The organism is Amycolatopsis sp. Poz14, assembly GCF_006704225.1.
Lineage (GTDB): Bacteria > Actinomycetota > Actinomycetes > Mycobacteriales > Pseudonocardiaceae > Amycolatopsis > Amycolatopsis nivea.
Window position 1 is genome coordinate 7239335 of the sequence record NZ_JACLHD010000001.1, and the last position, 22499, is coordinate 7261833.

Here is a 22499-nt window from a genome sequence, read left to right on the forward strand (position 1 = left end):
GGGCGGGTGTCTGGCGGGTGCGGCTAGTTGCCGTTCACCCGCACGTCGAGCACTTGCTGGGCCCACGCCAGGGCCTTCTGGACCGGCACTGGCGGCGGTATCGCACCGTTGTCGTGACGCGGGCGCAGCACCACGGCCAGGTCCGCGCCGAGCTCCTGCGCGCGCACGCTGTCCCCGGCTCCGACGACGGCGGGCAGTTCGCCGGCGAACTCGCCCACGAGGTCCCACAGTTCCGGACGCAGCCGGACGTGTTCGGCTTGCCGCAGCAGGGAAACCAGGTCCGCTTGGCCGGTGTCGACCAGTGCCCGCCCGACGCCGATCTCGTCGGCGAGGCTCCGCGCGACCTTCGCCGGGCCGTTCAGCGCGCTGAGGCGCAGATGCCGGAGGTTGCCGAGGTAGCCGGACAGCTCGCGCGAGTCGGTTCCCTCGGTGAGCACCGGGATCAGCCTGCGGTCCTGGCCGAGCGTGCGGTGCAGGAACAACTCGACCTCCGCCAGCTGCCACCGGCTCGCCTTGCCGTCGATCACCAGGCACAGGTGCCGGGCGTCGGTTTCCGCGCGGCCCAGCCAAGAACGGTCGCCCGACAGCGAACGGCCCACCCGGATGCCGAGAGTCTCCAGCTCCGCCACCAACTCCCGGGAAACTTCGAGGTTCGACCGCGGCATGCTGACCTGGATGTCGTAGGCGAAACTCTGCGTCCGGGTGCGCACCGCCGCCACGTACGCGTCGCGGTTTTCGGCCAGCAGTTCGGTCCGGTCGAAGGAATGCGCGATCACCGCGGCGACGGTCTCGAGCGCGAACCCGATCTGGTCCGCACCCGGGCTTTTCTCCAGCAGCACCGGAAGTTGCTCGCCGAAGGTCCAGTACGAGACGTAGGGCAAGGTGAGGTGGCGCGCAATCACCGCGGGCGGAACGTCCTGGTCAAGCCAGCTGTCGAACAGGCTCCGCGTCTCCTTGAGGCAGATCTCCCGCCAGCTTTCCGACCGGTCGTACTCCTCGCGCGTGTCGAACCGCGAGAGCACCGGCAGCACGGGAAGCTGCGGACGGTCGTACGGCAGGGCGTTCCGCGCGACGTTCGCCCGGCGCGCGACGTCGACCGCGCCGCGCACGCTCTGCATGTTCGCGGTGTAGAGAACGACCAGCCGGTCCGGCAGGTGCGCGGTGCAGATACTGCCGACGTCGGAGATTCCCGTGCGGCTGTCGAGCAGGACGTAGTCGTACTCCGAAGTCCAGGCTTCCCGGCAGCGTTCGAGATACTCGCCGAATTCCTCGTCGTACAGGCCTTCCCAGTCGATTCCCTGCACCTGTCCCGGATACTCGGGGCCTTCGCCGCCCGCGGCGAGAAAGTCCAGCGTGCCGGGCACGTTGTCCAGGCGGACCGGGAGGACGTGCCGGTTCGGCCGGACGGTGCCCGCCCGGAAATCGGCGACGAGATCGACTACGCCGCCTTGCGGATCGTGGTCCAGCTTCGGCCGGAAGTACTCGTGCAGACCCGGTGCTTCGAGGTCCCAGTCGATGCACAGCACGCGATGACCCCAGCGGGCCAGCAGCACCGCGATGTTGGCCAGCGTGAAGCTGCGGCCGACGCCGCCCTTGTAGGAATAGAAGGTGATCACGACGCCCGTCATCGCTCAGAGCCTCGGGAACCGGGAAGCGGGCGGGACGTCCGGCCGCGGAGTCAGCACCGGCCAGTCCGGCCGCCACGCCGGGGCCGCGCTGAGCAGTTCTTCGATCTCGGTCGCGATGCGGTTCATCTCGTCGTGGAAACCGATGTATTTGGCCGAGACCTGGAATTGCTCGTACGGATGATTCCACTCGGTCAGGTTCTTCATCCGGCGCTGGTGCGCGTACGGCGGGAAGTTTTTCGAATCACAGTAGATGACCGGGTAGATCAGGGTCACCGGACGGTCCCGTCCGGCGAGTTCTTCGCGGCGTTCCATCGAGGCCCATTCGGCGAGGCACCACTCGTTGTAGAAGTACTTCGGCGAGCACACCGGGACCAGGATCCTGGTGTGCCGCAATGCGGAGCGCAGTTCGTCCGGCCACTTGCCGCCGACCCGCACCGACCCGTCGAAGAACACCTGGACGTCCCGGTCGAGGTTGCCGTCGAGCAGTTCGCGCAGCCGCGGGTGGAAATGGTTGCGGACCCATTTGGAGATGGCCTCGGCGCGCCGTTCGTAACTGATGAAAACGTCGTAGTGGTACACCTGGGCAGCGCTCCCCCGTCGATTTCCGCGTCCTGGCGATCCCGTCCTCGGACCACGACGATACCTTTGGCGAAGACCCCGGCAAGGGACAGATTCTGGACACTTTGTGGCCGAAAACCCGCTGCCGCCGGCCGGACCCGAGACTGGACCGGTCGCCGCCGCCGGAATTCGAGGAGCCCGATGTCCGCCCCCGCCGCACCCCGGATCTTCATCAGCTACGCCCACGACACCGCCGCCGAGCACTACCGGCAGGTCGGGACCTTCGCCACCTTCCTCCGCGCCCGGATCGGACTCGACGTCCGGCTGGACCAATGGGACGACGCGTCCCGGATCGACTGGTCGGCCTGGGCGATCCGGAACATCCACGCCGCCGATTTCGTGCTGGTGATCGCCTCGCCGAACTACCGGCGGCGCGCGGACGGCGAGGCGCCCTTCGACGAGGGCCGCGGCTCCCAGTTCGAGGCGCGGATCATGCGCGACGCGCTCACCCGCGACCTGGAGCGCGAGACCAGCCGCATCCTGCCGGTGGTGCTGCCCGGCGCTTCGGTCGAAGACATCCCGGCGTTTCTCACCCCGTATTCCACCACGCATTTCCGGATTCCCGAATTCACCGACGACGGCGTCGCCGGGCTGATCTCCGCGATCACCGGACGCAGCCAGAACGAACGGCCGGTGCGCGGGATCTGGCGCGGGGCAACGGATTCCGCTCCTGGGCCGGTACTGGCGACCGAGCTGCCGTGGCGTGACAAGAGCGCGGACATCACCGCCGGCTCAGCAAGGATCGACGGGATCAGCTACGAGCACAGCGTCGTTTTCCGCACCGCCGGGCCGACTTCCGGGGCGTGGGCGTTCGCGGAAATCGACCTCGGCGGCTCCTACGCGCATTTCACCGCGGTCGCCGGAGTGCTCGACGACGCCGAGGACGCGGATTTCCAGATCGGGCAGTTCTGCGTCCGGCTCGACGGCGAAATCCGGCACCTCGACCATTCCGCGTCCGGCAGCCCGCGGCACACCGAACTCGACGTCACCGGCGTCCGCCGGCTGCGGCTCGAGATCCGCCGTCCCGCGGCGGGCCCGGCTGCCCGCACCACCCGCCCGGCCGCGCTGGCCTGGGGAAACCCGACACTGCGCTAGGCGCGCGTTTCCTGCTTTCGAGGAAACAGGAAACGCCTTGTCCGCACCCGTTCCCGGATCGCATTCTTGGTGCACGCCGCTCGTTCCGGGCGGTTCGCCGAGAATCACGGAAAGCCGATCAGCCGCGAAAGAGCACTATTTCGCGGCCGGGGTTTTCCGTGCCTGGATCCGGGAGGGAGGTGCGGGAAAATGCAGACGCACGGAATCGTTCTCATCCTCACGCTGCTGGGCCTGGCCTGACGCGGAACGGCCGGATTCGCCGCGAGGGCGGATCCGGCCTACCCGCGGGCCCGCAGGTGGTCCCGCAACGCCCGCGCGACCCGCGCCATCAAGATCTCCGCTTCCGGCTGGATCGCCGCGGGCACCCGGGATTCGGTGAGCGCGGCGACCGCGAACGCCTGGCCGTCCGAGTGCTCCACCACCCCGATCTCGTGCCGCAAATTCACCAGCGTCCCGGTTTTCGAGGACCACTTCGCGGAATCGGACGCGAAATCCGGGGCCAGCCGTTGGCGCAGCAGGTTTTCGCCCATCAGCTGCCGCACCCGCGCGGACACGTCCGGGTCGATTTTCGACGGCGTCCACAACGCGGTCAGCAAATCGGTGAACGCGCGCGCCGAACCGGAACTCGCGCGCGAAACGTCCAGCTGCCGCACCGGATGTCCCTGTCCCTCGGTCACCGCGCCGATCGCCAGCGAATGCGCGAGGTGCACCTCGGCCGCGTCGAACCGTTCCACCGGCGTGTCGCTCAGCTCGCTCAGCGAATGCCGCACCGAGATGCCGGTGATGCCCCAGTCCCGCACCGTCCGCGTGACCTCCGCGGGCGAGGTGAGGGCGAACAGTTCGTCGGCCGCCGCGCTGTCGCTGATCGCGGAGGCCAGGTACATGAGGTCCTCGACTGAAACCCGCGCCGGATGCCGGAACCGCGCCAGCCCGGTCGGCCCCGCGCTCTCGGCGCGGCCGGGTTCGACCTCCACCTGCCGCGCGCCGTCCAGTTCGCCGCGCCGGATCCGGTCCTGCGTCACCGCGACGAGCGGGACCTTGACCAGCGACGCGGTCGCGAACTCCAGGTCGGGCTCGATCCCGATCTCGCGGCCGGACCCGAGATCGCGGACGAGGAACGAGCCTCGCAGCCCGCCCTCGTCGAGTTCGTCCCGCAGCCGTGCCAGCAGCGCCTCAGTGTTCACGGCGCCAGTCTGCCGCACCGCCCGGGCCCGGACGGCGAGCGCACTCCCCCGTCGCGACCTCCGCCCCCAGGCACCGCGCGATCGCGGCACGCAACGGCGTCCGCACCCGGTCGACGTCGTCGCCCAGCCCCGCCGCCACGTCGTACCCCCGCGCGAGCCGCACACCGCCCACCGGACGCCACGCCAACCCCAGTTCCCGCGCCTGATCCGCCGAGCACAACAGCAGATCCGCCGACCCGATCACGCTCGCCGCGGCCGTCGTCAGCGTCCCGGCGACCTCGACCTGCGCGGGCAGCAGCCCGGCCGCGTCGCGGGCGCGGAACACGCGGTCGCGGACATGCGGCACGTCGTCCTCCGGCTGCACCCACACCCGGCGGCGCGCTCCGGGCGACCGGCCCGCGCGCAGGGTTTCCAGGTGCACCACGGCTTCGTCCGGCTCGGCCTCGCTCGCGAGCCCGAGCGGCACCGTCCACACCCCGTCCTCCGGCGGCACCGCGACCAGCGCGGCCCGCACCTCCTGCGTCCGCACCAGTTCGGCCCGCTCGGCAGGCCCGGCGACGCGGAACTCCAGGAAGACCTCCACCGTCCGCGCTTGCGCCTCGAGTTCGGCGAGATCGCGGGTGGTCGACGTGTCCGGGACCGCCAGCCGCAACGGCCGCCGACGCGCGCGCTGCGCGTCCGATTCCATCGCCTCGGCGAGCCGGACCAGGCGTTGCGCGGACGGCAGCAGGTCCCGGCCGAACGGCGTGAGCCGCGCCCGCCGGGTCGACCGGTCGAACAGCCGCTCCCCCAGGTGCTTCTCGAGCGCGGCGATCCGGCGGCTCGCCACCGGCTGCGGGATCCGCGCGACCGCCGCGCCGCCGGTGAAGCTCCCCGCTTCGGTCACGCTCACGAACGCTTTGCAGCAGCCGACCAAGTCCACGACCAGAGCTTATGCCAGATTCGCATCATGTCGCACAGAAGTGTCTTGGACCGCATGAACCGGACGCGGGCACGCTGCTGGGGAGTTGATCGACTTCGGAGGGAGAACCCCGTGTTCCGCAGGCTGACCCTGGCCGCGTTCGCATTGGTCGCGCTAGCCTCATGTGCCACACCAGCACCACCGGACGCCCCGGCGAGTTCCGCGCAGTCCGCCGCGCCGGCGGCGGCCAAGACGGTCGCGCAGCCGGATTTCGCCGCGCTGGAGAAGGCTTTCGGCGCCCGGCTCGGCGTCTACGCGATCGACACCGGCGACGGCCGCGAGGTCGCCTATCACGCGGACGACCGGTTTGCCTACGCTTCCACGCACAAGGTGTTCAACGCGGCAGCCATCCTGCACCGCGGGGATGATCTGACCCGCACGGTCACGATTCGGCAAAGCGATCTCGTGCCCAATTCCCCGATTACGGAGAAGCACATCGGGGAGCAAATGTCGTTACAGAGCGTCCTCGACGCTGCGCTGCGTTACAGCGACAACACGGCGGATAACCTCATGTTCCGCGAAATCGGGGGTCCCGCCGGGCTGGCTGCGGAGCTGCGCCGGCTGGGGGATACGGTCACCCACGTGGACCGCATCGAGCCCGCTCTCAACGAGACGAGCCCTGGTGACGTCCGGGACACGACCACCCCGCGAGTCTGGGCCAAGGACCTGCGCGCCGTCGCGCTCGACTCGGGACTCCCGGCGGACAAACAGGCCGTGCTGACCAAGATCATGCGCGCCAACACCACCGGCGCGCACGTGATCCGAGCCGGCGTGCCCGCGGACTGGCAGGTCGCGGACAAGACCGGGTCCGCCGATTACGGCACGCGCAACGACATCGCCGTGCTCTGGCCGCCGCACCGCGCGCCGATCGTGCTCACTGTGCTGTCCGATCGCCCGCAGAAGGACGCGAAGACCGACGACAAGCTGATCGCGCAGGCCGCCGCCGCGGTCGTGAAGGCGTTGCAGTGACCGGAATCTACCGAGTGGTCACCCACGTGCTCGCGGTGCTTTTCGTGCCGGTCGCGTGGGTGGTCGCGCGGGGCCGGGCACGGCACGTCGCGTGCCAGTGGGCGCTGGGGGCCCGCTATCCGGCCGAAAACCTCGCCGGGCTCACCCCCGGCACGCACGCCGCATTCACCGCGGCGCGCACCGAAGCGTTGTGGCGGCACGGAATCCTGCTCGGCCTGACTTCCGGTCACCGGGACGCCGCGACGCAGGCCGACCTGTTCCATGCCGAAGTCCAGCGCGCCGGTTCGCACGAACTCGCCCTGCACCTCACGCTCCCGCCCGCGCAATCGCAGCACGTGCGGGGCGTCGCGCTCGACGTGCGGCCCTACGAAGGCGCGCAGTGGCTCGAAGCCCACGGCGGACGGTTCGGCCTGTATCGCGTGTACGACAACGAATGGTGGCATTTCGAGTACCACCCGGACGGCCGCCCGCAGCGGCTGCCGCATCCCGGTTTCGCCGCCACCCGCGCCGCCAGCTGAGCCTGGTTCGTCCACTGTGGACCAGGCCGTGAGTCACAGATATGTGACGAAACCGGACAAGCGGTAACGAAAGCCTGAGCCGGGCGAATAACCGGATGTGCCCGGGGGCGTCCTGGGCCTGTCCCGAACGGAAACCGCATGATTCGCCCGGTCTCGAACCGTCTCCTCCTGCGCTGGGGCGCCGTAGCGGCCGCCGCCGCGCTCGCGTGCACCGCCTGCTCCGGCTCCGGCTCCGGCGGGAACGCCGCCCCGCCGCCCGCCGCCGGCGCTGCCGCGAGTTCGCCCGCCGCGCCCGACGCCGCCACCGTCGGCGCGACCGTCAAGGCCGCGATGAAGAAGTCGACCGCGGTCCACGTCAAGGGCACGAAGAGCGAAGACGGCAAGATGAAGGTCGACATGCAGTTCAACAAGGACAGCGTGAGCGGCTCGATCGAGAAGGACGGCGTCGAGGTGCCGGTGCTGCGCGTCGGCGAGAAGGTCTGGATGCGGTTCAGCAAGTCGCTGGTCAAGGAGACCGGGATGCCCGCCGAGGCCGCGGCGATGGTGAACGACAAGTGGGTGTCGCTCGACTCCCCGCTCGCCCAGGGCATGGGCGAGGTCTTCAAGCTGTTCATGGACTTCGACGTCTTCATCGGCTCCATGGCCGACGACGTCGACAAGCCCGGCTACTCCGCGGCCGAGCCCGCCGACGTGGCGGGAACCCCGGCGCTGCGCTACAAGAACGGCAGCCGGACGATCTTCCTCGAAGCCGAGGGCTCCCACCGCCTGCTGCGGCTCGAGTCCCCCTCGGAAGGCACGATGGAATTCAGCGGCTGGGACCAGCCCGTCCCGGCCCAGGCCCCGCCGGCCGCCGAGATCTACTCCGGCCCCGGCTCCTGACCGGACGGCCTCGCGTTCCCACGCCGTTCGGGAGCGCGGGGCCTTGCGTCCACTGTGGACCGCAGCGTCACGAATCCGCTTTGGGCCGAGATAAGCCGTAACGGACCGCCGACCCGCTCGACCCCGCGGCCATCAAGGCGGCGATGAAGAAATCGACCGCGGTCCACGTCAAGGGCACGGTCAACAGCGGCGGCGACATCAAGATCGACCTGCAGCTCAACAAGGACAGCGTCAGCGGCTCGATCGAGAAGGACGGCGTCGAGGTCCCCGTGCTGCGCGTCGGCGACAAGATCTGGATGCGGTTCAGCAAGTCGCTCACCAAGAAGGCCGGACTGCCCGCCGAGGCCGCCGCGATGGTGAACGACAAGTGGGTGTCGCTCGACTCCGGTCCCGGTTCCTGACGAGACAGCCTCGCGTCCACTGTGGACCACAGCCGTAACGAACCGCCGGACCGGGCGATAACCGGATGCGCCCGGGGGTGTCCCGGGCCTGTCCCGAACGGAAACCGCATGACTCGCCCGGTCCCAAACCGTCTCCTCCTGCGCTGCGGTGCCATTGCGGCCGCGCTCGCGTGCGCTGCCTGCTCCGGTTCCGGAGGGAGTCCAACCCTGCCGCTGGTCAGCGCGGCGGCGAGTTCGCCGGTCAAGCCGTTCGACGCGCCGCCCGATGCCGCGACGGTCGGGGACACCGTCGCGAACGAACTGGGCATGGCCAGGGCGGTCCACCTCAAAGGCACGAGCGCCGACGGCCTCACCGTCGACCTGCAGCTCAACCACGACAGTGCGAGCGGTTCGATCGAGAAGGACGGCGCGCCGCTGTCGCTGGTGCGCGTCGGCGACAAGGTGTGGATCAAAGTCACCGCCGCGCTGGCCAAGATCACCGGACTGTCCGCCCGAGCCATGTCGACGATGGACGGCAAATGGCTGCCGGCGGACGCTCCGCTGCTCCACGGCCGTGGCGCGAAGTTGAAGGACCTCCTGGACTGCGACTCCTTCCTCGACTCCGCCGCCGACGAGCTCGGCCAGCCCGGTTACTCCGCGGGCGAACTCGTCGACCTGGAGGGCACTCCGGCGGTGCGCTACCGGAACGGCAGCAAGGCGATCTACCTCGGGCGCTTCGGGACGACCTACTCCCTGATGCGGTACGAGTCCCCGCGGGACGGGGCGCTGGACCTCGACCTGGGCGACCCCCACCCGGCCAAGGCCCCCTCCGCCGACGAGATCTACTCCGGTCCCGGCTCCTGAAGTTCTGCCGTCCGGGCGAACGAGTGCGACACTGCCCGAGATGATCGGTCTGCTGTATCCCACTCGCGATTGCGCCGAGGACGACTTCACCGCCCTCGCCGGATGCCTGGACGCCCGGCCCGGCGTGGAGTTCGCCTACGTCCCCTGGGCGCGGCGCGTCGTCGAGCGGGAGAACGTCCAGACCGCCGTGCGCGAGCTGAGCGAGCCGGACCGGCTGGTCCAGACGGCGGCGAAGTTCACGACGTCCCCGCGCGTGGTCAGCTGGGCGTGCGCGAGCTGCAGTTTCCTCGACGGCGTCGCCGTGGCCAAGACGCAGACCGGTGCCCTGACGGACGCGCTGGGCGTCCCGGCGAGCAGCACGTCGCTGGCGTTTCTCGCCGCCGCGCACCGGCTCGGACTCAAGCGGATCTCGCTCGCCTCGGTGTACGCGCCGGACATCACCGACGCGTTCTCGGCGTTCCTTGCCGAGGAAGACATCGCGACTGTGCACGCCGTGTCGGCCGATGCCGGTTCGGACCGCGATCTGGCGGCGTGGGACAGCGGCCGCATCCGCGAACTGGTCGATTCCGCGGCCTCGCCGGACGCCCAGGCCGTCCTGCTCCCGGAGACCGCCCTGCACACCGCGCCGCTGCTCGCCGAACTCGAAAACCGGGCGGGCAAACCCGTGCTGACCGCGACACAGGTGACGCTCTGGCACTGCCTCACCCTGCTCGGCCGGCCTGCCGCCGGACCGGGTCTCGGCACGCTGCTCGCCCACCCGCATTGACCGTCCACTGTGGACAAACAAGATCCCGGGCATAACCGCGGCCGATCGCGGGTAATTCCCCGATCATGAGCAGCCACCTGATCGCCGTCACCGTCGACTGCCGAGACGCCGACGCACTCGCCGAATTCTGGCGGGAAGCGCTGGGCTACCCGCCTGCCGAGCGGTGGCCGGACAGCCACGGACTCGCCTACGTCGAACTGAAAGCGCCGGACCGGCCGTCGCTGCTGTTCCAGCCGGTGCCCGAGGGGAAGACCGTCAAGAACCGGCTGCACCTGGACATCGCGCCGGACACCGTGGAACAGCGCGACGAAGTGGCCCGCCTCGTCACCCTTGGCGCGAAAGTCGTGGAAGATCCGGAGAACGACCACTGGATCGTGCTGAAAGACCCCGAAGACAACGAATTCTGCGTCCTCCCCCGGCGGTCCTGACCCCGCGCTACGATCGCCGCCGTGCCCGACCCCCGAATGCCCGCGCACCCCGACCTCGGCATGCTCGCCGGGCGGTTGCTGTTCGCGGTGCAGCGGGAACTGTTCACCGCGCTGGCCGCCGAGGGTTTCGCCGACCTGAGCCCCCGGCACGGCGCGGTGCTCGCCTACCTCGGCCCGGACGGCGCCCGCGCGACCGAACTGTCCCGCCTCTCCGGACGGCGCAAGCAGGTCATCGGCACGATGGTCGACGAACTCGCGACGCTCGGCTACGTCGAACGCCGCCCCGACCCGGCCGACCGGCGGGCGAAACTCGTCTGCCCGACCGAACGCGGAGAAGCCATGATCGCGGCCTCGACCCGCATTCTCGCCGGGATCGAGGACCGGCACGCCCAGCGCCTCGGCCGGGACGAGTACGCCGAGTTCAAGCGGGTGCTCACCGAGGTCACAGACGAGCAGCGGCACTTCGCCGGACAGTGATCACTGGCCCGGCCAATTCTGCTGCGGCGGGCCGGAGGCGGGCCATTGCCCCGGCATCGGCTGCTGCGGATACGGCTGCTGGGGATACTGCGGCTGCTGCGGGTACTGCTGCGGCATTCCCGGAGCGCCGTACTGCTGCGGATACTGCTGCCCCGGATACTGCTGTCCCATCGGATACTGCGGCATCCCCGGAACCGGTGCCCCGTAAGGCATTCCGTATCCCATGGGCGGAGGCGTCTTCGCGGACACCGCGGGCAGCCACAGCACCACCGCCAGGATCGTGATCACGCCGAACGCGATGGTGTCCCACCAGGAATGAGCGAGGATCACCCCGGCGAGCGCGCACAGCAGCTGCACCGGCGCGCCCCACAGCAGAATCCGGCCGACCGATTGCCGCCGCGCGAAAATCAACACGATGCCGACGAGCACCACGATCGCGAGCACCAGGGACGCCGCAGACAGATAACTGGACGGGCCAGCGCGGCCTCCAACGCTCACGATTGTGCCGACCGACCAGAATCCGCCGAGTACCACATAGATCTCCAGCAGTGCGAGGACCACCGCCACCGCGATGCCGATCCCCGTCACCTTCGGCCGTACTGCCGGCTGAGTCATCCCCGGTCCCCTCCGTCACCCTCCGGAGGGAACACTCTACCAAGCGCATCCACCGTCCACAGTGGAACAACCGCCCCGGCCCCGGCGACCGGCCCGCCCGCCGTCTACGATCGGCCCGTGACCGCCTACGACGACGTCTTCGACGACCTGGACGCTTCGGCCCTGCCCGAGCGGCAGCAGCGCATCCTCGCCACCATCCGGGACTGGGTGGGCAGGCACGGATACTCGCCGAGCACGCGCGAGATCGGCGAAGCGGTCGGGCTGCGGTCGACGTCCTCGGTGTCGAAGCATCTCGCCGCGCTGGAGGACAAGGGGTTCCTGCGGCGCAGCCCCAACGTCTCCCGCCCGATCGACGTGCGCGCCTTCCTCGGCGACCTGCCCACGCGCGAAAGCAGCGACTCCGTGCCGGTGCCGGTGGTCGGCGACATCGCGGCGGGCACGCCGATCTCCGCGCAGGAGCACGTGGACGACGTCATGCAGCTGCCGCGCGGTCTCACCGGCCGCGGCACCGTGTTCGGGCTGCGCGTGCGCGGCGATTCGATGGTCGACGCGGCGATCTGCGACGGCGACATCGTCGTGGTCAAGCAGCAGCCCGAGGCGCATTCGGGCCAGATCGTCGCCGCGATGATCGACGAGGAGGCGACGGTCAAGGTCTACCGCCGCCGCGACGGGCACGTCTACCTCGAGCCCCGCAACCCGGCCTACGACGTGATCGACGGCGACCGGGCCACGGTGCTCGGCGTGGTCGTCTCGGTGCTCCGCAGCATGTGAGCGGCGATGCCGGGGCGCACCGGCACCGCCACCCACGAGCGATCTCAGTCGACGGCCACCGGGACCCGGGTGTCGGCCAGCACCTCCGGCTCGGCCGCCCGGCCCTGCCACGGCCGCGCGACCAGCCACAGCACCAGGCCGGACACCACCAGTCCGCCGAACATCACCGTCGCCATCGCGACCGCGTTGTTGCCCAGCAGGCCGACCACCGGCGACACCGCCGCGCCGACCCCGAACTGCACCGCGCCCAGCAGCGACGCCGCGGTCCCGGCGTTGTCGCCGTGCGCGTCGAGCGCGACCGCCGGCGCGTTCGGCAGGATCAGCCCGGCGAAGAACAGCACCACCCACACCGGCACCGCGACGCCGAACATGCCGCCGAAGCCGGTCAGCGCGGTCGCCAGCAGCACCGCGGCCGAGGCCGCCGCCGCGACGCTCGCGAAAAGCAGCACCTGGTGCGGTTCGAACCGGTTCATCAGCCGGGCGTTGACCTGCGTCGCGGCGATCAGCCACACCGCGCTCGCCCCGAACATCAGGCCGAACTGCTGCTGGTCGAGCCCGTACTGCTGCTGGAAGACGAACGATCCGCCGCTGACGAACGCGAACAGCCCGGCCATCGCGAACCCGGCCACCAGCACCAGCCCGACGAACGAGCGGTCGGTGAACAGCGTCCGGTAGGACCGCATGGTCGCCCGGACCTTGAACGGCTGCCGCCGCGCGGGCGGCAGGGTCTCCGGCAGCGCCAGCGCCGCCGCGACGCCGCTCGCCAGCCCGATCGCGGCGAGCGCCACGAACACCCCGCGCCAGTGCGTCCACGCCAGCAGCGCGCTGCCGAGCGTCGGGGCCAGCACGGGAGACACGCCCATCACCAGGATGAGCTTGGACAGCAGTTTCGCCGCCGCGCGATCGGTGTAGAGGTCGCGCACCACGGCCAGCGCCAGCACCGCGCCCGCCGAGGCGCCCAGCCCCTGCAGCACGCGCGCCGCGCTCAGCAGCTCGACCGTCGGCGCGACCAGGCACAGCAGCGACGCGAGCACGTGGATCGCGCTTCCCGCGACGAGCGGGATCCGCCGCCCCATCGCGTCCGAGAGCGGGCCGGCGATCAGCTGGCCCAGGCCGAGCCCCAGCACCGTTCCGGTGAGGGTCAGCTGGATCGTCGACTCCGTCGTCAACAGTTCGCGGGTGATGTCCGGCAGAGCCGGCAGATACATGTCGATGGACAGCGGCCCCAGTGCCACCAGAACGCCCAGCACGAGCACCAGCTTCAGCTGGCTCCCGGCCTTCGGCGCTTCGCGTGTTTCGTTCACGCCACTCCCCTTCGTCGTGAGCACGCCAGTGACTTACGACGAAGGGGGCCGAGAAATTCCGGAACCCCCGAACAGATCACACCCTGGGAATCCCGCTTGACAAACTCAGCCGAGGCCGAGGGCGAATACGTGGAGGTCCGGATCGGACGGGAGCGTCACCGTCGCGATCTTCTTGCCCGCCGGGATTTCCAGCGGCGACGTCGCGTAGACCGAGGCGCCGATTCCCTGGCCGCCGGGCTGATTCCGGTACGCGGTGCGGGCCACGAGCGTATTGCCGAACACTGGTTCGGTTTTTCCGCCCGGCAACACCCAGTCACCGAACGAAAGATCGGCGGTCGCCGTCGTGCCGTCGGTGAACGCGACCGTCGCGCTCCCGCGATGGTCTCCGTTCGTCGCCGAACCGACGAAAAGCAGGCGGGCGGCTGAAGTTCCACCTAGATCGAGCTTCTGCCCGGACGGCACGGCGTTGTCCGGACGGCCGGACGGGGCGGCGGGCCAGACGAACGTCGTGCCCTCCGCGTGTCCGGTCGAACCCGGAGCGAGACCGGCGTCCGCCAGCGCTTTCCGCGAATAGCTGTTCCCGGCACCGTCGAAATTCGCCGAACCGCCGTCGCCGTCGTCGGAAATCCCGGCATTGCCGAAGGCGCCGGCGAGGCTTCCCTTCGGCGCGACCAAAACAATTACCGAGGAAGAAACGGCATGTCCGGCTCCGCGCAATGTCACCGGCACTTCGTAGTAACCCGCGGGAGTGCCCGCCGCCGCGGTCACGGTCAGGTCCGTTTCCCCGCCGCCGGTGTGGTTGTCGAGCCACACCGAACGCGGTCCGGCCACGGTGATCCCGGCGGGCGCCGACGTCGAGAGGTTCAGCGAGCGCAGGTGCCCGCCGAGCCGCTGGCCGTTCACCGCGACCGTGCCGGAGCCGCCCGGTTCGAGGGTCACCTGGTTGGCGACCGAGCCGACGAACGGTTCCTCGTTGTCCCGATAGGACGGTGGTTGCGTGTTCGCCGCCCAGTTCCGGTCCGGCTGCGCGGACAGCGCGAAGTCGAGCCGACCGCCGTTGCGCGCGAGATCTTGCGGCAGCGACGTCCGGTCCCACCGGTGCCCGTTCAGCGCGAGGCCGTGGACGTACTGCGTGGTCGTCGAGGCTCCCGGCGCGCGGATGTCCAGCGTGCGGCCGCCGGGCAGGGTCAGCACCGCGCGCTCGAACAGCGGGCTGTGCACGGTGAGGTCCGGCGTGCCCGGAGTCGACGGGTACAGGCCCAGCGCGGCCCAGACGTACCAGGACGATTGCGCGCCGAGGTCGTCGTTTCCAGGCTCTCCGTCCGGCGTAGCGCTGAACAGCGTGGTCGCGATCCGGCGCACCACCTCTTGGGTCTTCCACGGCTGGCCGACGTGGTTGTACATCCAGGGAACGCCGAAGTCGGGCTCGTTGCCCGCCCACATGTACGGCTCGTTCGGGCCGACGTTGAGCTTCTGGAAGAACGTGTCGAGCCGCGCGGACACCGCCGCCGGACCGCCTATCGCGGTCACCAGCCCGGCCGTGTCCTGCGGCACGAGCCAGGTGTACTGCGCGGCGTTGCCCTCGTCGAAACCGTCCTGGCCGAAGGTGCCGGGCGCGGGCGGCTGGTAGGCCGGGCCGTCCGGGAACCGGCCGTCCTGGCCGCGCGGCTGCAGGTAGCCGGTCGCCGGGTTGAACAGGTGCTGCCAGTTCTGGCCGCGTTTCGCGAAGTCGCGGGCGACGCCTCGGTCGCCGATCGCGCCGGCGAACTGCGAGATGGCGAAGTCGTCGATCGCCCATTCCAGCGTGATCGAGGCGCCGACGCGGGCGTGGTCGCCGCGGGAGGCGTCGTTGTTGGGCAGGTAGCCGCGGGCGAGGTAGTCCGCGATCCCCCGGCGTTCCTGGTACGCGCCGGGCGTCTCGTCCACCGACGTCGCACCCTTGACCAGGTACTTCAGCGCGGTCTTGACGTCGAAGTCGCGCGCGCCGAAGGCGTAGAGGCTCGACAGCAGCGCGACCGAGCTGTCGCCGGTCATCTGCCCGGTGTAGCCGTTGGCCATCGGCCAGCGCGGCCACCAGCCGCCCTGGACCGCGTCGTTGGTCAGCGACTGCGCCATGTCGCTGGCTTCCTTCGGGAACAGCATGCCGTGCAGGGGCGCGAGCGAGCGGTAGGTATCCCAGTCGGAGAAGTTGGCATACTGCGAATGCCCGGCCGGGAGCGTGCGGACCTGGTTGTCGAAGCCGAGGTAGCGGCCGTCGGCGTCGTTGAAAGTGTTGGGGTGCATCAGGCCGTGGTAGAGCGCGGTGTAGAACGTTTTGAGCTGCGCGGAGTCCTTGCCCGCCACGCGGATCCGGCCGAGTGCGTCGCGCCAGGCGTCCTTGGTGCCCTTGCGCATCGCGGCGAAGTCCCAGCCGGGGGTCATGTTCTTCTTCGCACCCTGAACGTCCACATAGGACATCGAGACCTTCGCGTGGACCACGCCGGCGTCGCCGAACGTCAGGTACGCCCCGGCTTTCGGCGCGTCGACCTGGTCGCTGCCGGGCTGGACGGTTTTGCCGTCCCAGGTGCCGTGCGCGGTGAACGGACGGTCGAAGGTGATGTCGTAGAAGACGGTGTACGTGTTCGGCTTTCCGCAGAAATGGCCGGTCGTCGCCTGGCCGCTGACCTCGCGGTCGCCGGTGATCCGCAGCCCCGCCGCGGAGTTGCCCGCCAGGCTCGCGCCGCCCTTCACGAGCACCTGCGCGTTCTGCCCCGCCGGGAAGGTGAACGCCGCCATCCCCGTGCGGGTGGTCGCGGTCAGCTCGGTGCGCACGCCGGAATCGGGGAACGTGACCGCGTAGTAGCCGGGTTCAGCCTGCTCGCCGTCGTGGGTGAAGCGCTCGACCCGGTCCCACGGTTTCGCCCCGACGTCGCCGGTGACCGGCAGGATCGGGACGTCGCCGAACGCGTTGCAGCCGACCGACGCGTGGTCGAGGCTGAAACCGCGGATCTTGTCGCTGTGGTACTGGTAGCCGGCGTAGGACCCGTCGGTGTCCGGCGAGAACTGCATCATCCCGAACGGCGCCGCGGGCCCGGGAAAGTTGTTGATCTCGCCGACGGAGGTACCGCCGCGGCCGGTCCCGATGAGCGGATCCACGTACGCCGCCGGATCGCCGACCAGGGCCGCCTGCGGCGCGGCCGCCGCGACGGTCCCCGCTCCGACGACCGCCGCCGTCGCCAACGCTGCCACGACTGAGTACCGCACAGCACCTCCCAGACCTCGTGTTGTCCGACCTTTCCGGCTCGCGGGCGGCGAGGTCAACCGGATGACAGAGATCTGGCCGGTTTCGACCGGACAGACATCCGACCGGCGGCACGGCAGACTCCTGCGGAGGTCCGTACGGGAATCAGATTCCGTCCGGGGTTTCCGCACAGACCTGCGCTTCGCGTGCCTGCCGGGCTAACCTCGACGGACATGACAGAACCTGCTACCCGGGACGTCGAGGGGTACGAAGTCGGCTCCGGCGTCTCCGTCATCCGCGAATACGCCACCGAGCCCGGCACCGGACCGCGGCTGCACCGGCATCCCTACCGCGAAACCTTCGTCATCCAGCGCGGGCGCGCGTTGTTCACCATCGGCGAGGAGCAGCGCGAGGGCGTCGCCGGGGAGGTGCTCGTCGCTCCGGCGAACACCCCGCACAAGTTCGTTTCCCTCGGTCCCGAACCGTACGAGGCGGTGCACATCCACGAGAACGACCGGTTCGTCACCGAGTGGCTGGAGTGAGGTCGAGCCGCATTTGTACGTCCCGTGTATCCCGTTCGGCGATGCTCGGCCCGGACCGACCAGGACCGGGAGGACACGGATGCTCAGGAAACTCGCAGTGCTCACCGCCGGAGCCGCGGCGGCGGCCACGGTCGCCGTCGCCGTTCCGGGCGTAGCCGCGGCGCTGCCGGCGGCGAACATGGAGGCCGTGCTGCTCGCGGCCCAGATCGACCCGCAGCGCGCCGACAGCACGCAGACCCCGGGCGCGCACGACAGCGTCCTGCTGGTCGAGAAGGCGCTGCAGGCGAAGGGACTGCTGGACGCCAAGTACGTCGACGGCTACTTCGGCACCACCACGATCGACGCCTACTCGAAGTACCAGAAATCCCTTGGCTACACCGGAATCGACGCGTCCGGCCTGCCCGGCAAGACCTCGCTGGAGAAGCTCGGCTCCGGCAAGTACACGGTGTCGAACGTCGTGTCCGCGGGCAGCCACGTGACTTACCACGGCGTCACGCTGAACACGCGCACCAAGGCGATGCTCCAGGCGGCGGAGAAGCTGTTCGGCAAGGACGTCGGCCTCACCCAGGGTTCGTACAACCCGGGCGGCGTCGGCGCGTCGGCCGGAACGCACGACGGCGGCGGCGCTTTCGACGTTTCGGTGGCGAACATGTCCTCGGCGACCCGCACTGAATTCGCCAAGGATCTCCGGAAAGTCGGGTTCGCGGCCTGGGTGCGCACGCCGTCCCAGGGCGACTGGGGCTACCACATCCACGCGATCGCGGTGAACGACCCGGATCTGTCCTCGGGCGCGCAGCACCAGGTCGGAGCCTATTACCTCGGGCAGAACGGCCTCGCCAACCACGGCAAGGACGACGGCCCCGCGGTCAACCCGAAGCTGACCTGGGAGCAGTACCAGCGCGGCTGACTCACCCGGCTGCCGCATTTGCTGGCGCGAGTGCGGCAGCCGTGGTTTTCTGGTGCCATGGCGGGAAAAACATTTCGGTTCGGGGTCGTCGCGGCAGCGCAGGAGGGCGGCGCGAAATGGCGCGAAACGGCCCGTCGCGCGGAGGATCTCGGATATTCGACCCTGCTGTCGCCGGACAATCTCCGCCTCCCCACCCCGACCGCGGCGCTGGCCGTCGCGGCGGCGGTGACGACCGAACTGCGGGTCGGCACGTTCGTCTACGCCAGCCCGCTGCGCACGCCGCGCGCGGCCGCGTGGGAGGCGCACAGCCTCAGCGTGCTCACCGAGCGCCGGTTCGAGATGGGGATCGGCACCGGGATCCCGCCGATGCGCGAGGCCGCCGCCGAACTGGGCCTGCCGTACGGCACCGGCCCGGAGCGGCTGGCCCAGGTGTCGGACACGATCTCGCACCTGCGCCGCCTCGACGGCGACGCGCACACGCCGGTGATGGTCGCCGCGGGCGGACCGAAAGCCCGGCGGCTGGCCGGGGAACGGGCGGACATCGTCACTCTCGCGGGCAGCGTCCTCGCGAGCCGCGCCGAGACCGCGGAGTACGCCGCCGAGATCCGCGCGGCGGCGGGCGGCCGGGACGTCGAACTGGCGATGAACATTTTCGTCGTCGGCGAAGAGATCCCGCCGTGGATCCGCGGTTTCATCGGGCACGACCACGAAACCCTCGTCGAGCACGACTCCCTCACCCTCCTGCGCGGCGGACCGGCCGCGATGGCCGACGAGCTGCAGCGGCGGCGGGAGGAACTCGGGGTGTCGTACTACAGCGTGAACGGCGCGTTCATCGAGGACTTCGCGCCGGTGATCGCGCGGCTCGCCGGGCGCTGATCCGCCCCCGCGAAGCTGCAGCGGGTCGCCCGGCGGGAATAGCCGCACCGGCCGGGGCATTGCACCGAGTCGGCGAAGAAATCCCGCCATGGATCCGCGGTTTCATCGGGCACGACCACGAAACCCTCGTCGAGCACGACTCCCTCACCCTCCTGCGCGGCGGACCGGCCGCGATGGCCGACGAGCTGCAGCGGCGGCGGGAGGAGCTCGGAGTGTCGTACTACAGCGTGAACGGCGCGTTCATCGAGGACTTCGCGCCGGTGATCGCGCGGCTCGCCGGGCGCTGATCCGCTCCCGTGAAGCTGCAGCGGGTCGCCCGGCGGGAATAGCCGCGCCGGCCGGGGCATTGCACCGAGGGTGAAAGCTGTGACCTACCGCCAGTTCGGCGGCCCGGAAGTGCTGACGTTGTCCGAACTCGCCGTGCCCGAGCCGGGGCCGGGCGAGGTGCGCGTGCGGATCGTCGTGTCCGCGGTGAACCCGACCGACTGGAAGGCGCGTTCCGGCTCCCGCTTCGGCGTCGAGGCCGAGTTGTCCGTGCCCAACCAGGACGGGGCGGGCGTCGTGGACGCGGTCGGCGCCGGGGTGGACGGATTCTCCGTGGGCGACCGGGTGTGGCTGCTGCTGGCCGCCGCGCACTCGCCGACGTCCGGGACCGCGCAGGAGTACACCGTGCTTCCGGCGGACCGGCTCGTCCCGCTCCCCGACGAGTCCGGGTTCGACGAGGGCGCCGCCTTCGCGATCCCGGCGCTCACCGCGCACCGCGCGCTCACCGTCGCGGAGGACGGACCGCAGCGGCTCGCTCCGAATGCGTTGGCGGGCAAGACGATTCTCGTCAGCGGCGGCGCGGGCGCGGTCGGCAACGCCGCGATCCAGCTGGCGCGCTGGGCCGGAGCGACCGTGATCGCCACGGTCAGCACCGAGGACAAGGCAGCGCTCGCGCGCGCCGCCGGTGCGCAGCATGTCGTGCGGTACACCGAAGGAGACGTCGCCGCCGCGATCCGGGAAATCGCGCCGGACGGGGTCGACGTGATCGTGGAGGTCGCCGTCGGCGTGAACGCTCCCCTGCACGCCGCGGTTCTCCGCCCGCGCGGGGTGGTCGCGGCCTACGGCGACGACCGCGGCACCGGGACCGTGACTGTCGATTTTGGACAGAACGTCTTCCTCAACAGCCGCTACCAGTTCCTGGTGCTCTACACCGTCGGATGGGACCGGCTGCGCGCCGGCGCGGAAGACCTGAACGCCGCCCTGCGCGACGGCGGGCTCCGGCTCGGCCCGGATCACGGACTCCCCGTGCACCGGTTCCCGCTGGCGGAAACCGCACGTGCGCACGAGGCGTCGGAGAAGGGCGTCACCGGGAAGGTGCTGATCGACGTCAGCTGAACACCGGCTCGACCCCGGTCAGCTCCACGCTCGCCGCCCACACCCGGGCGGCGGCTTCGGGGTCCGCGTACGGCCCGCGCACCGGCTCCGGCCGGGGCTTTCCCTTGAGCCCGAACACCCGCGGACCCCAGATCTGACCACTGTGGACATCCGGACCGGCCGCCGCCCGCACCGCTGGCCGCGCGCCGCCGTCCTTGCCCTGCAAGGCAATGCGCGCGAGGCTCAGCTTCCTGCTCCGCACATGCAGCGGCGGCCGGTCCGGCGTCAGGCTGTCCAGCGCTCCGCCCGGATGCGCGACCACACTCAGCCTGCTGCTGCCGGCCGCACGCAGCCGCCGATCCAGCTCCAGCGCGAAGAGCGTTTGCGCGAGCTTCGACCGCTCGTACGCGGTTTTCGGCTGATAATCCCGCTTGCTCTGCAGATCGTCGAAATCGAGCTTCGCTGACTTCGCCGCGAAGCTGCCCATGGTCACGATCCTCGCCCCCGGCTTCAACCGGTCCTGAAGCGCCGCGGTCAGCGCGAAATGCCCGAGATGGTTGACCCCGAACGTCGTCTCGTGGCCGTCCTTGGTCTCCCGCCGCTCCGGCCCTTCGAGATACACCCCCGCGTTCAGCACGACCGCGTCGAGTTCCCCGACCTCGATCCCCTTCACCGACGCCAGATCGGCAAGGTCCAGCCGCGCCCACGACGCGCGCACCCCCGGGACCCGCTCGCGCAGCACCCGCAGCGCGACCTCCGCCTTGGCCGCGTCCCGGCTGCCGAGGACCACTTCCACCCCCGCCTCGGCTAACTGCTCCGCGACGAAGTAGCCGATCCCCGCGTTTCCCCCGGTCACCAGCACCGTCATGACACCCTCCTAAAACTGAAGTGACTTCAACTTTAGACCCATTTCAGCTTTGGGGTACCCTGGGGTGGTGGTCAACACAGGACGACGCGAACGCCGCAAGCTCGAAACCCGCCGCAGGCTGGACGAGGTCGCGCTGCGGCTGTTCCTGAAGCACGGCTACGACGGGGTGACCGTCGCGCAGATCGCCGAAGAGGCCGACCTCTCCGTCGCGACCCTGTTCGCGCACGTCCCGGACGGCAAAGACGCCCTGATCTTCGACGACGGCTCGGAACGCCGAGCCGGAATCGTCGCCGCGGTCCGGGATCGCGCCCCCGACGAACCGGTTCTCACCGCCCTGCACAAATTCTTCGCCGCCCGCGGCCCTTACTCGACGGACATCCCGCCGGAGCACGCCCCGAAACGGGACCTGATCGTGCAGACGCCCGCCTTGCGCGAGTACGCGCGCCGCCTATGGCATTCCTGCGAACCCGAACTGACCGCCGCACTGGCCGACGAAAGCGACTTGCCGCCAGACGACCCGGCAGTCCGGGCTTTGGCACGGTTCGTGCTGGAGATCCCGGATCTCACCGGTACCGCACCGGATCCCGCTGCCGCTTTGGCGTCGGTATTCGCGCTGCTGGAATCCGGATGGCCGCCGCGGTCTCAACCCGCGGACACCCTCACCAAGCAGCACTGACCTCGCGCACTTCGGCAAGCACTTCCCTTGCCAGCGAAGCGAAATCCGCGCCGCTTGTCCCGATCCATTCGTCGTGCGCGATTTCCCAGGCGAGCCCGCCCAGTTTCGCGGCCACCTGCGCGGTCCGGCCGGGGACGCCGCGGCGTCCTAGCGCCTCGATCATCGAATCGACCAGACCGATCCGTTTGCGCGCTTCACGTTCCCGCAATTCCGGATTGGCGTCCAGCACCGCCTGACGCCGGGCGCTGAACTCGCGCCGGTCGCCGGCGAAGAACTCGTTGCCCAGCACGTCCAGCGCGTGCGTCACCGCCTCGAGCGGCCCGGCCGAGGGCGGCGCCGCGGCGATCGCGTCGACGAGCAGGCCGGTCAGCGCGCTTCCGCCGAAGAGCACCTCGCGCTTGTCCGGGAAGTGCCGGAAGAACGTGCTCTTGGTGAGGCCCGCGCGCTCCGCGATCTCGATCACGGTCGTGTTCTCGTAGCCGCGCTCCTCGAACAGGTCGAGCGCCGCGGCGGCGAGCCGTCCTGGTGCGTCGGGTTGCCAGCGAGCCATGGGAGCAGTCTACGGGACTTGGTCTCGTCACTGCGGTACGGTTG

25 protein-coding genes are annotated in these 22499 nt (G+C 70.2%); 16 read left to right on the forward strand and 9 right to left on the reverse strand.

The genetic code is table 11. From position 1 onward, the window contains the following. Positions 1 to 23 precede the first annotated feature (23 nt). Both FKO37_RS33590 and FKO37_RS33595 read right to left on the reverse strand, forming a co-directional pair. Positions 24 to 1628 (reverse strand): KGGVGR-motif variant AAA ATPase, encoded by a 1605-nt coding sequence (locus tag FKO37_RS33590; protein ID WP_238607137.1) that lies wholly within the window; start codon positions 1626 to 1628, stop codon positions 24 to 26. 3 nt (positions 1629 to 1631) lie between these two features. After that, on the reverse strand, positions 1632 to 2207 hold the full coding sequence (locus FKO37_RS33595) for a toll/interleukin-1 receptor domain-containing protein (RefSeq protein ID WP_238607138.1): 576 nt from the start codon (positions 2205 to 2207) through the stop codon (positions 1632 to 1634). A 180-nt stretch (positions 2208 to 2387) separates the two neighbouring features. Between FKO37_RS33595 and FKO37_RS33600 the strand changes: the two genes are divergently transcribed. Continuing rightward, the gene (locus tag FKO37_RS33600; protein WP_051729748.1) at positions 2388 to 3341 is read left to right on the forward strand and encodes an SEFIR domain-containing protein; all 954 of its coding nucleotides are present in this window, start codon (positions 2388 to 2390) and stop codon (positions 3339 to 3341) included. Positions 3342 to 3619: 278 nt separating this feature from the next. On the opposite strand, the gene FKO37_RS33605 is transcribed toward FKO37_RS33600, so the two are convergent. Both FKO37_RS33605 and FKO37_RS33610 read right to left on the reverse strand, forming a co-directional pair. Continuing rightward, complete coding sequence (locus FKO37_RS33605) at positions 3620 to 4525, reverse strand: serine hydrolase (RefSeq protein ID WP_037819503.1); 906 nt, start codon at positions 4523 to 4525, stop codon at positions 3620 to 3622. Continuing rightward, positions 4515 to 5447 (reverse strand): LysR family transcriptional regulator, encoded by a 933-nt coding sequence (locus tag FKO37_RS33610; RefSeq protein ID WP_238607139.1) that lies wholly within the window; start codon positions 5445 to 5447, stop codon positions 4515 to 4517. The genes FKO37_RS33605 and FKO37_RS33610 overlap by 11 nt, the downstream gene beginning before the upstream one ends. Before the next feature lie 111 nt (positions 5448 to 5558). Between FKO37_RS33610 and bla the strand changes: the two genes are divergently transcribed. From bla to FKO37_RS33650, 8 genes are all read left to right on the forward strand, one after another. After that, positions 5559 to 6455: a class A beta-lactamase gene (gene bla, locus FKO37_RS33615; protein ID WP_238607140.1), complete on the forward strand. Its 897-nt coding sequence runs from the start codon at positions 5559 to 5561 to the stop codon at positions 6453 to 6455. Continuing rightward, a complete protein-coding gene (locus FKO37_RS33620) occupies positions 6452 to 6973 on the forward strand; it encodes a D-alanyl-D-alanine carboxypeptidase family protein (RefSeq protein ID WP_037819499.1) in 522 nt (173 codons plus the stop codon). Before bla ends, FKO37_RS33620 begins: the two co-directional genes overlap by 4 nt. Before the next feature lie 138 nt (positions 6974 to 7111). After that, positions 7112 to 7852, forward strand: coding sequence for a hypothetical protein (locus FKO37_RS33625; RefSeq protein WP_238607141.1), 741 nt, complete (start codon positions 7112 to 7114; stop codon positions 7850 to 7852). Between the two features lie 143 nt (positions 7853 to 7995). Continuing rightward, positions 7996 to 8253 carry a hypothetical protein gene (locus tag FKO37_RS33630; protein WP_051729747.1) on the forward strand — a complete coding sequence of 86 codons (258 nt, stop codon included), beginning with the start codon at positions 7996 to 7998 and terminating at the stop codon, positions 8251 to 8253. Between the two features lie 108 nt (positions 8254 to 8361). Further along, complete coding sequence (locus FKO37_RS33635) at positions 8362 to 9096, forward strand: hypothetical protein (RefSeq protein ID WP_134666524.1); 735 nt, start codon at positions 8362 to 8364, stop codon at positions 9094 to 9096. 40 nt (positions 9097 to 9136) lie between these two features. Beyond that, a complete protein-coding gene (locus FKO37_RS33640; protein ID WP_134666522.1) occupies positions 9137 to 9862 on the forward strand; it encodes a decarboxylase in 726 nt (241 codons plus the stop codon). A gap of 65 nt (positions 9863 to 9927) precedes the next feature. Beyond that, entirely contained in the window at positions 9928 to 10290 is a 363-nt protein-coding gene (locus tag FKO37_RS33645) for a VOC family protein (RefSeq protein WP_238607142.1), read from the forward strand. Positions 10291 to 10311: 21 nt separating this feature from the next. After that, a complete protein-coding gene (locus tag FKO37_RS33650) occupies positions 10312 to 10767 on the forward strand; it encodes a MarR family transcriptional regulator (RefSeq protein ID WP_308196559.1) in 456 nt (151 codons plus the stop codon). Here FKO37_RS33650 and FKO37_RS33655 read toward each other — a convergent pair whose 3' ends face one another. Continuing rightward, the gene (locus tag FKO37_RS33655; protein WP_238607143.1) at positions 10768 to 11382 is read right to left on the reverse strand and encodes a hypothetical protein; all 615 of its coding nucleotides are present in this window, start codon (positions 11380 to 11382) and stop codon (positions 10768 to 10770) included. Between the two features lie 117 nt (positions 11383 to 11499). Here FKO37_RS33655 and lexA point away from each other — a divergent pair, with 117 nt between their 5' ends. Further along, a complete protein-coding gene (gene lexA / locus FKO37_RS33660; protein WP_037819493.1) occupies positions 11500 to 12153 on the forward strand; it encodes a transcriptional repressor LexA in 654 nt (217 codons plus the stop codon). A gap of 44 nt (positions 12154 to 12197) precedes the next feature. Here lexA and FKO37_RS33665 read toward each other — a convergent pair whose 3' ends face one another. Then, a complete protein-coding gene (locus FKO37_RS33665; protein WP_037819491.1) occupies positions 12198 to 13457 on the reverse strand; it encodes a Bcr/CflA family multidrug efflux MFS transporter in 1260 nt (419 codons plus the stop codon). A 105-nt stretch (positions 13458 to 13562) separates the two neighbouring features. Next, positions 13563 to 16700 (reverse strand): GH92 family glycosyl hydrolase, encoded by a 3138-nt coding sequence (locus FKO37_RS33670; RefSeq protein WP_238607144.1) that lies wholly within the window; start codon positions 16698 to 16700, stop codon positions 13563 to 13565. A 210-nt stretch (positions 16701 to 16910) separates the two neighbouring features. On the opposite strand from FKO37_RS33670, the gene FKO37_RS33675 reads away from it, so the two are divergent. From FKO37_RS33675 to FKO37_RS33695, 5 genes are all read left to right on the forward strand, one after another. Further along, on the forward strand, positions 16911 to 17219 hold the full coding sequence (locus FKO37_RS33675; RefSeq protein ID WP_238607145.1) for a cupin domain-containing protein: 309 nt from the start codon (positions 16911 to 16913) through the stop codon (positions 17217 to 17219). A 79-nt stretch (positions 17220 to 17298) separates the two neighbouring features. Beyond that, entirely contained in the window at positions 17299 to 18126 is an 828-nt protein-coding gene (locus tag FKO37_RS33680; protein WP_037819487.1) for a hypothetical protein, read from the forward strand. Between the two features lie 57 nt (positions 18127 to 18183). Then, positions 18184 to 19002, forward strand: a complete 819-nt coding sequence (locus FKO37_RS33685; RefSeq protein WP_238607146.1) for an LLM class flavin-dependent oxidoreductase — start codon at positions 18184 to 18186, stop codon at positions 19000 to 19002. A gap of 59 nt (positions 19003 to 19061) precedes the next feature. Then, positions 19062 to 19289 (forward strand): hypothetical protein, encoded by a 228-nt coding sequence (locus FKO37_RS33690; protein ID WP_238607147.1) that lies wholly within the window; start codon positions 19062 to 19064, stop codon positions 19287 to 19289. A 70-nt stretch (positions 19290 to 19359) separates the two neighbouring features. After that, positions 19360 to 20382, forward strand: coding sequence for a zinc-binding dehydrogenase (locus tag FKO37_RS33695; RefSeq protein ID WP_238607148.1), 1023 nt, complete (start codon positions 19360 to 19362; stop codon positions 20380 to 20382). Here FKO37_RS33695 and FKO37_RS33700 read toward each other — a convergent pair. Further along, a complete protein-coding gene (locus FKO37_RS33700; protein ID WP_238607149.1) occupies positions 20375 to 21229 on the reverse strand; it encodes an SDR family NAD(P)-dependent oxidoreductase in 855 nt (284 codons plus the stop codon). The genes FKO37_RS33695 and FKO37_RS33700 overlap by 8 nt on opposite strands. Before the next feature lie 67 nt (positions 21230 to 21296). Between FKO37_RS33700 and FKO37_RS33705 the strand changes: the two genes are divergently transcribed. After that, a complete protein-coding gene (locus FKO37_RS33705; protein WP_051729751.1) occupies positions 21297 to 21905 on the forward strand; it encodes a TetR/AcrR family transcriptional regulator in 609 nt (202 codons plus the stop codon). Here FKO37_RS33705 and FKO37_RS33710 read toward each other — a convergent pair. After that, complete coding sequence (locus FKO37_RS33710; RefSeq protein ID WP_037819484.1) at positions 21889 to 22455, reverse strand: TetR/AcrR family transcriptional regulator; 567 nt, start codon at positions 22453 to 22455, stop codon at positions 21889 to 21891. The genes FKO37_RS33705 and FKO37_RS33710 overlap by 17 nt on opposite strands. Positions 22456 to 22499 lie beyond the last annotated feature (44 nt).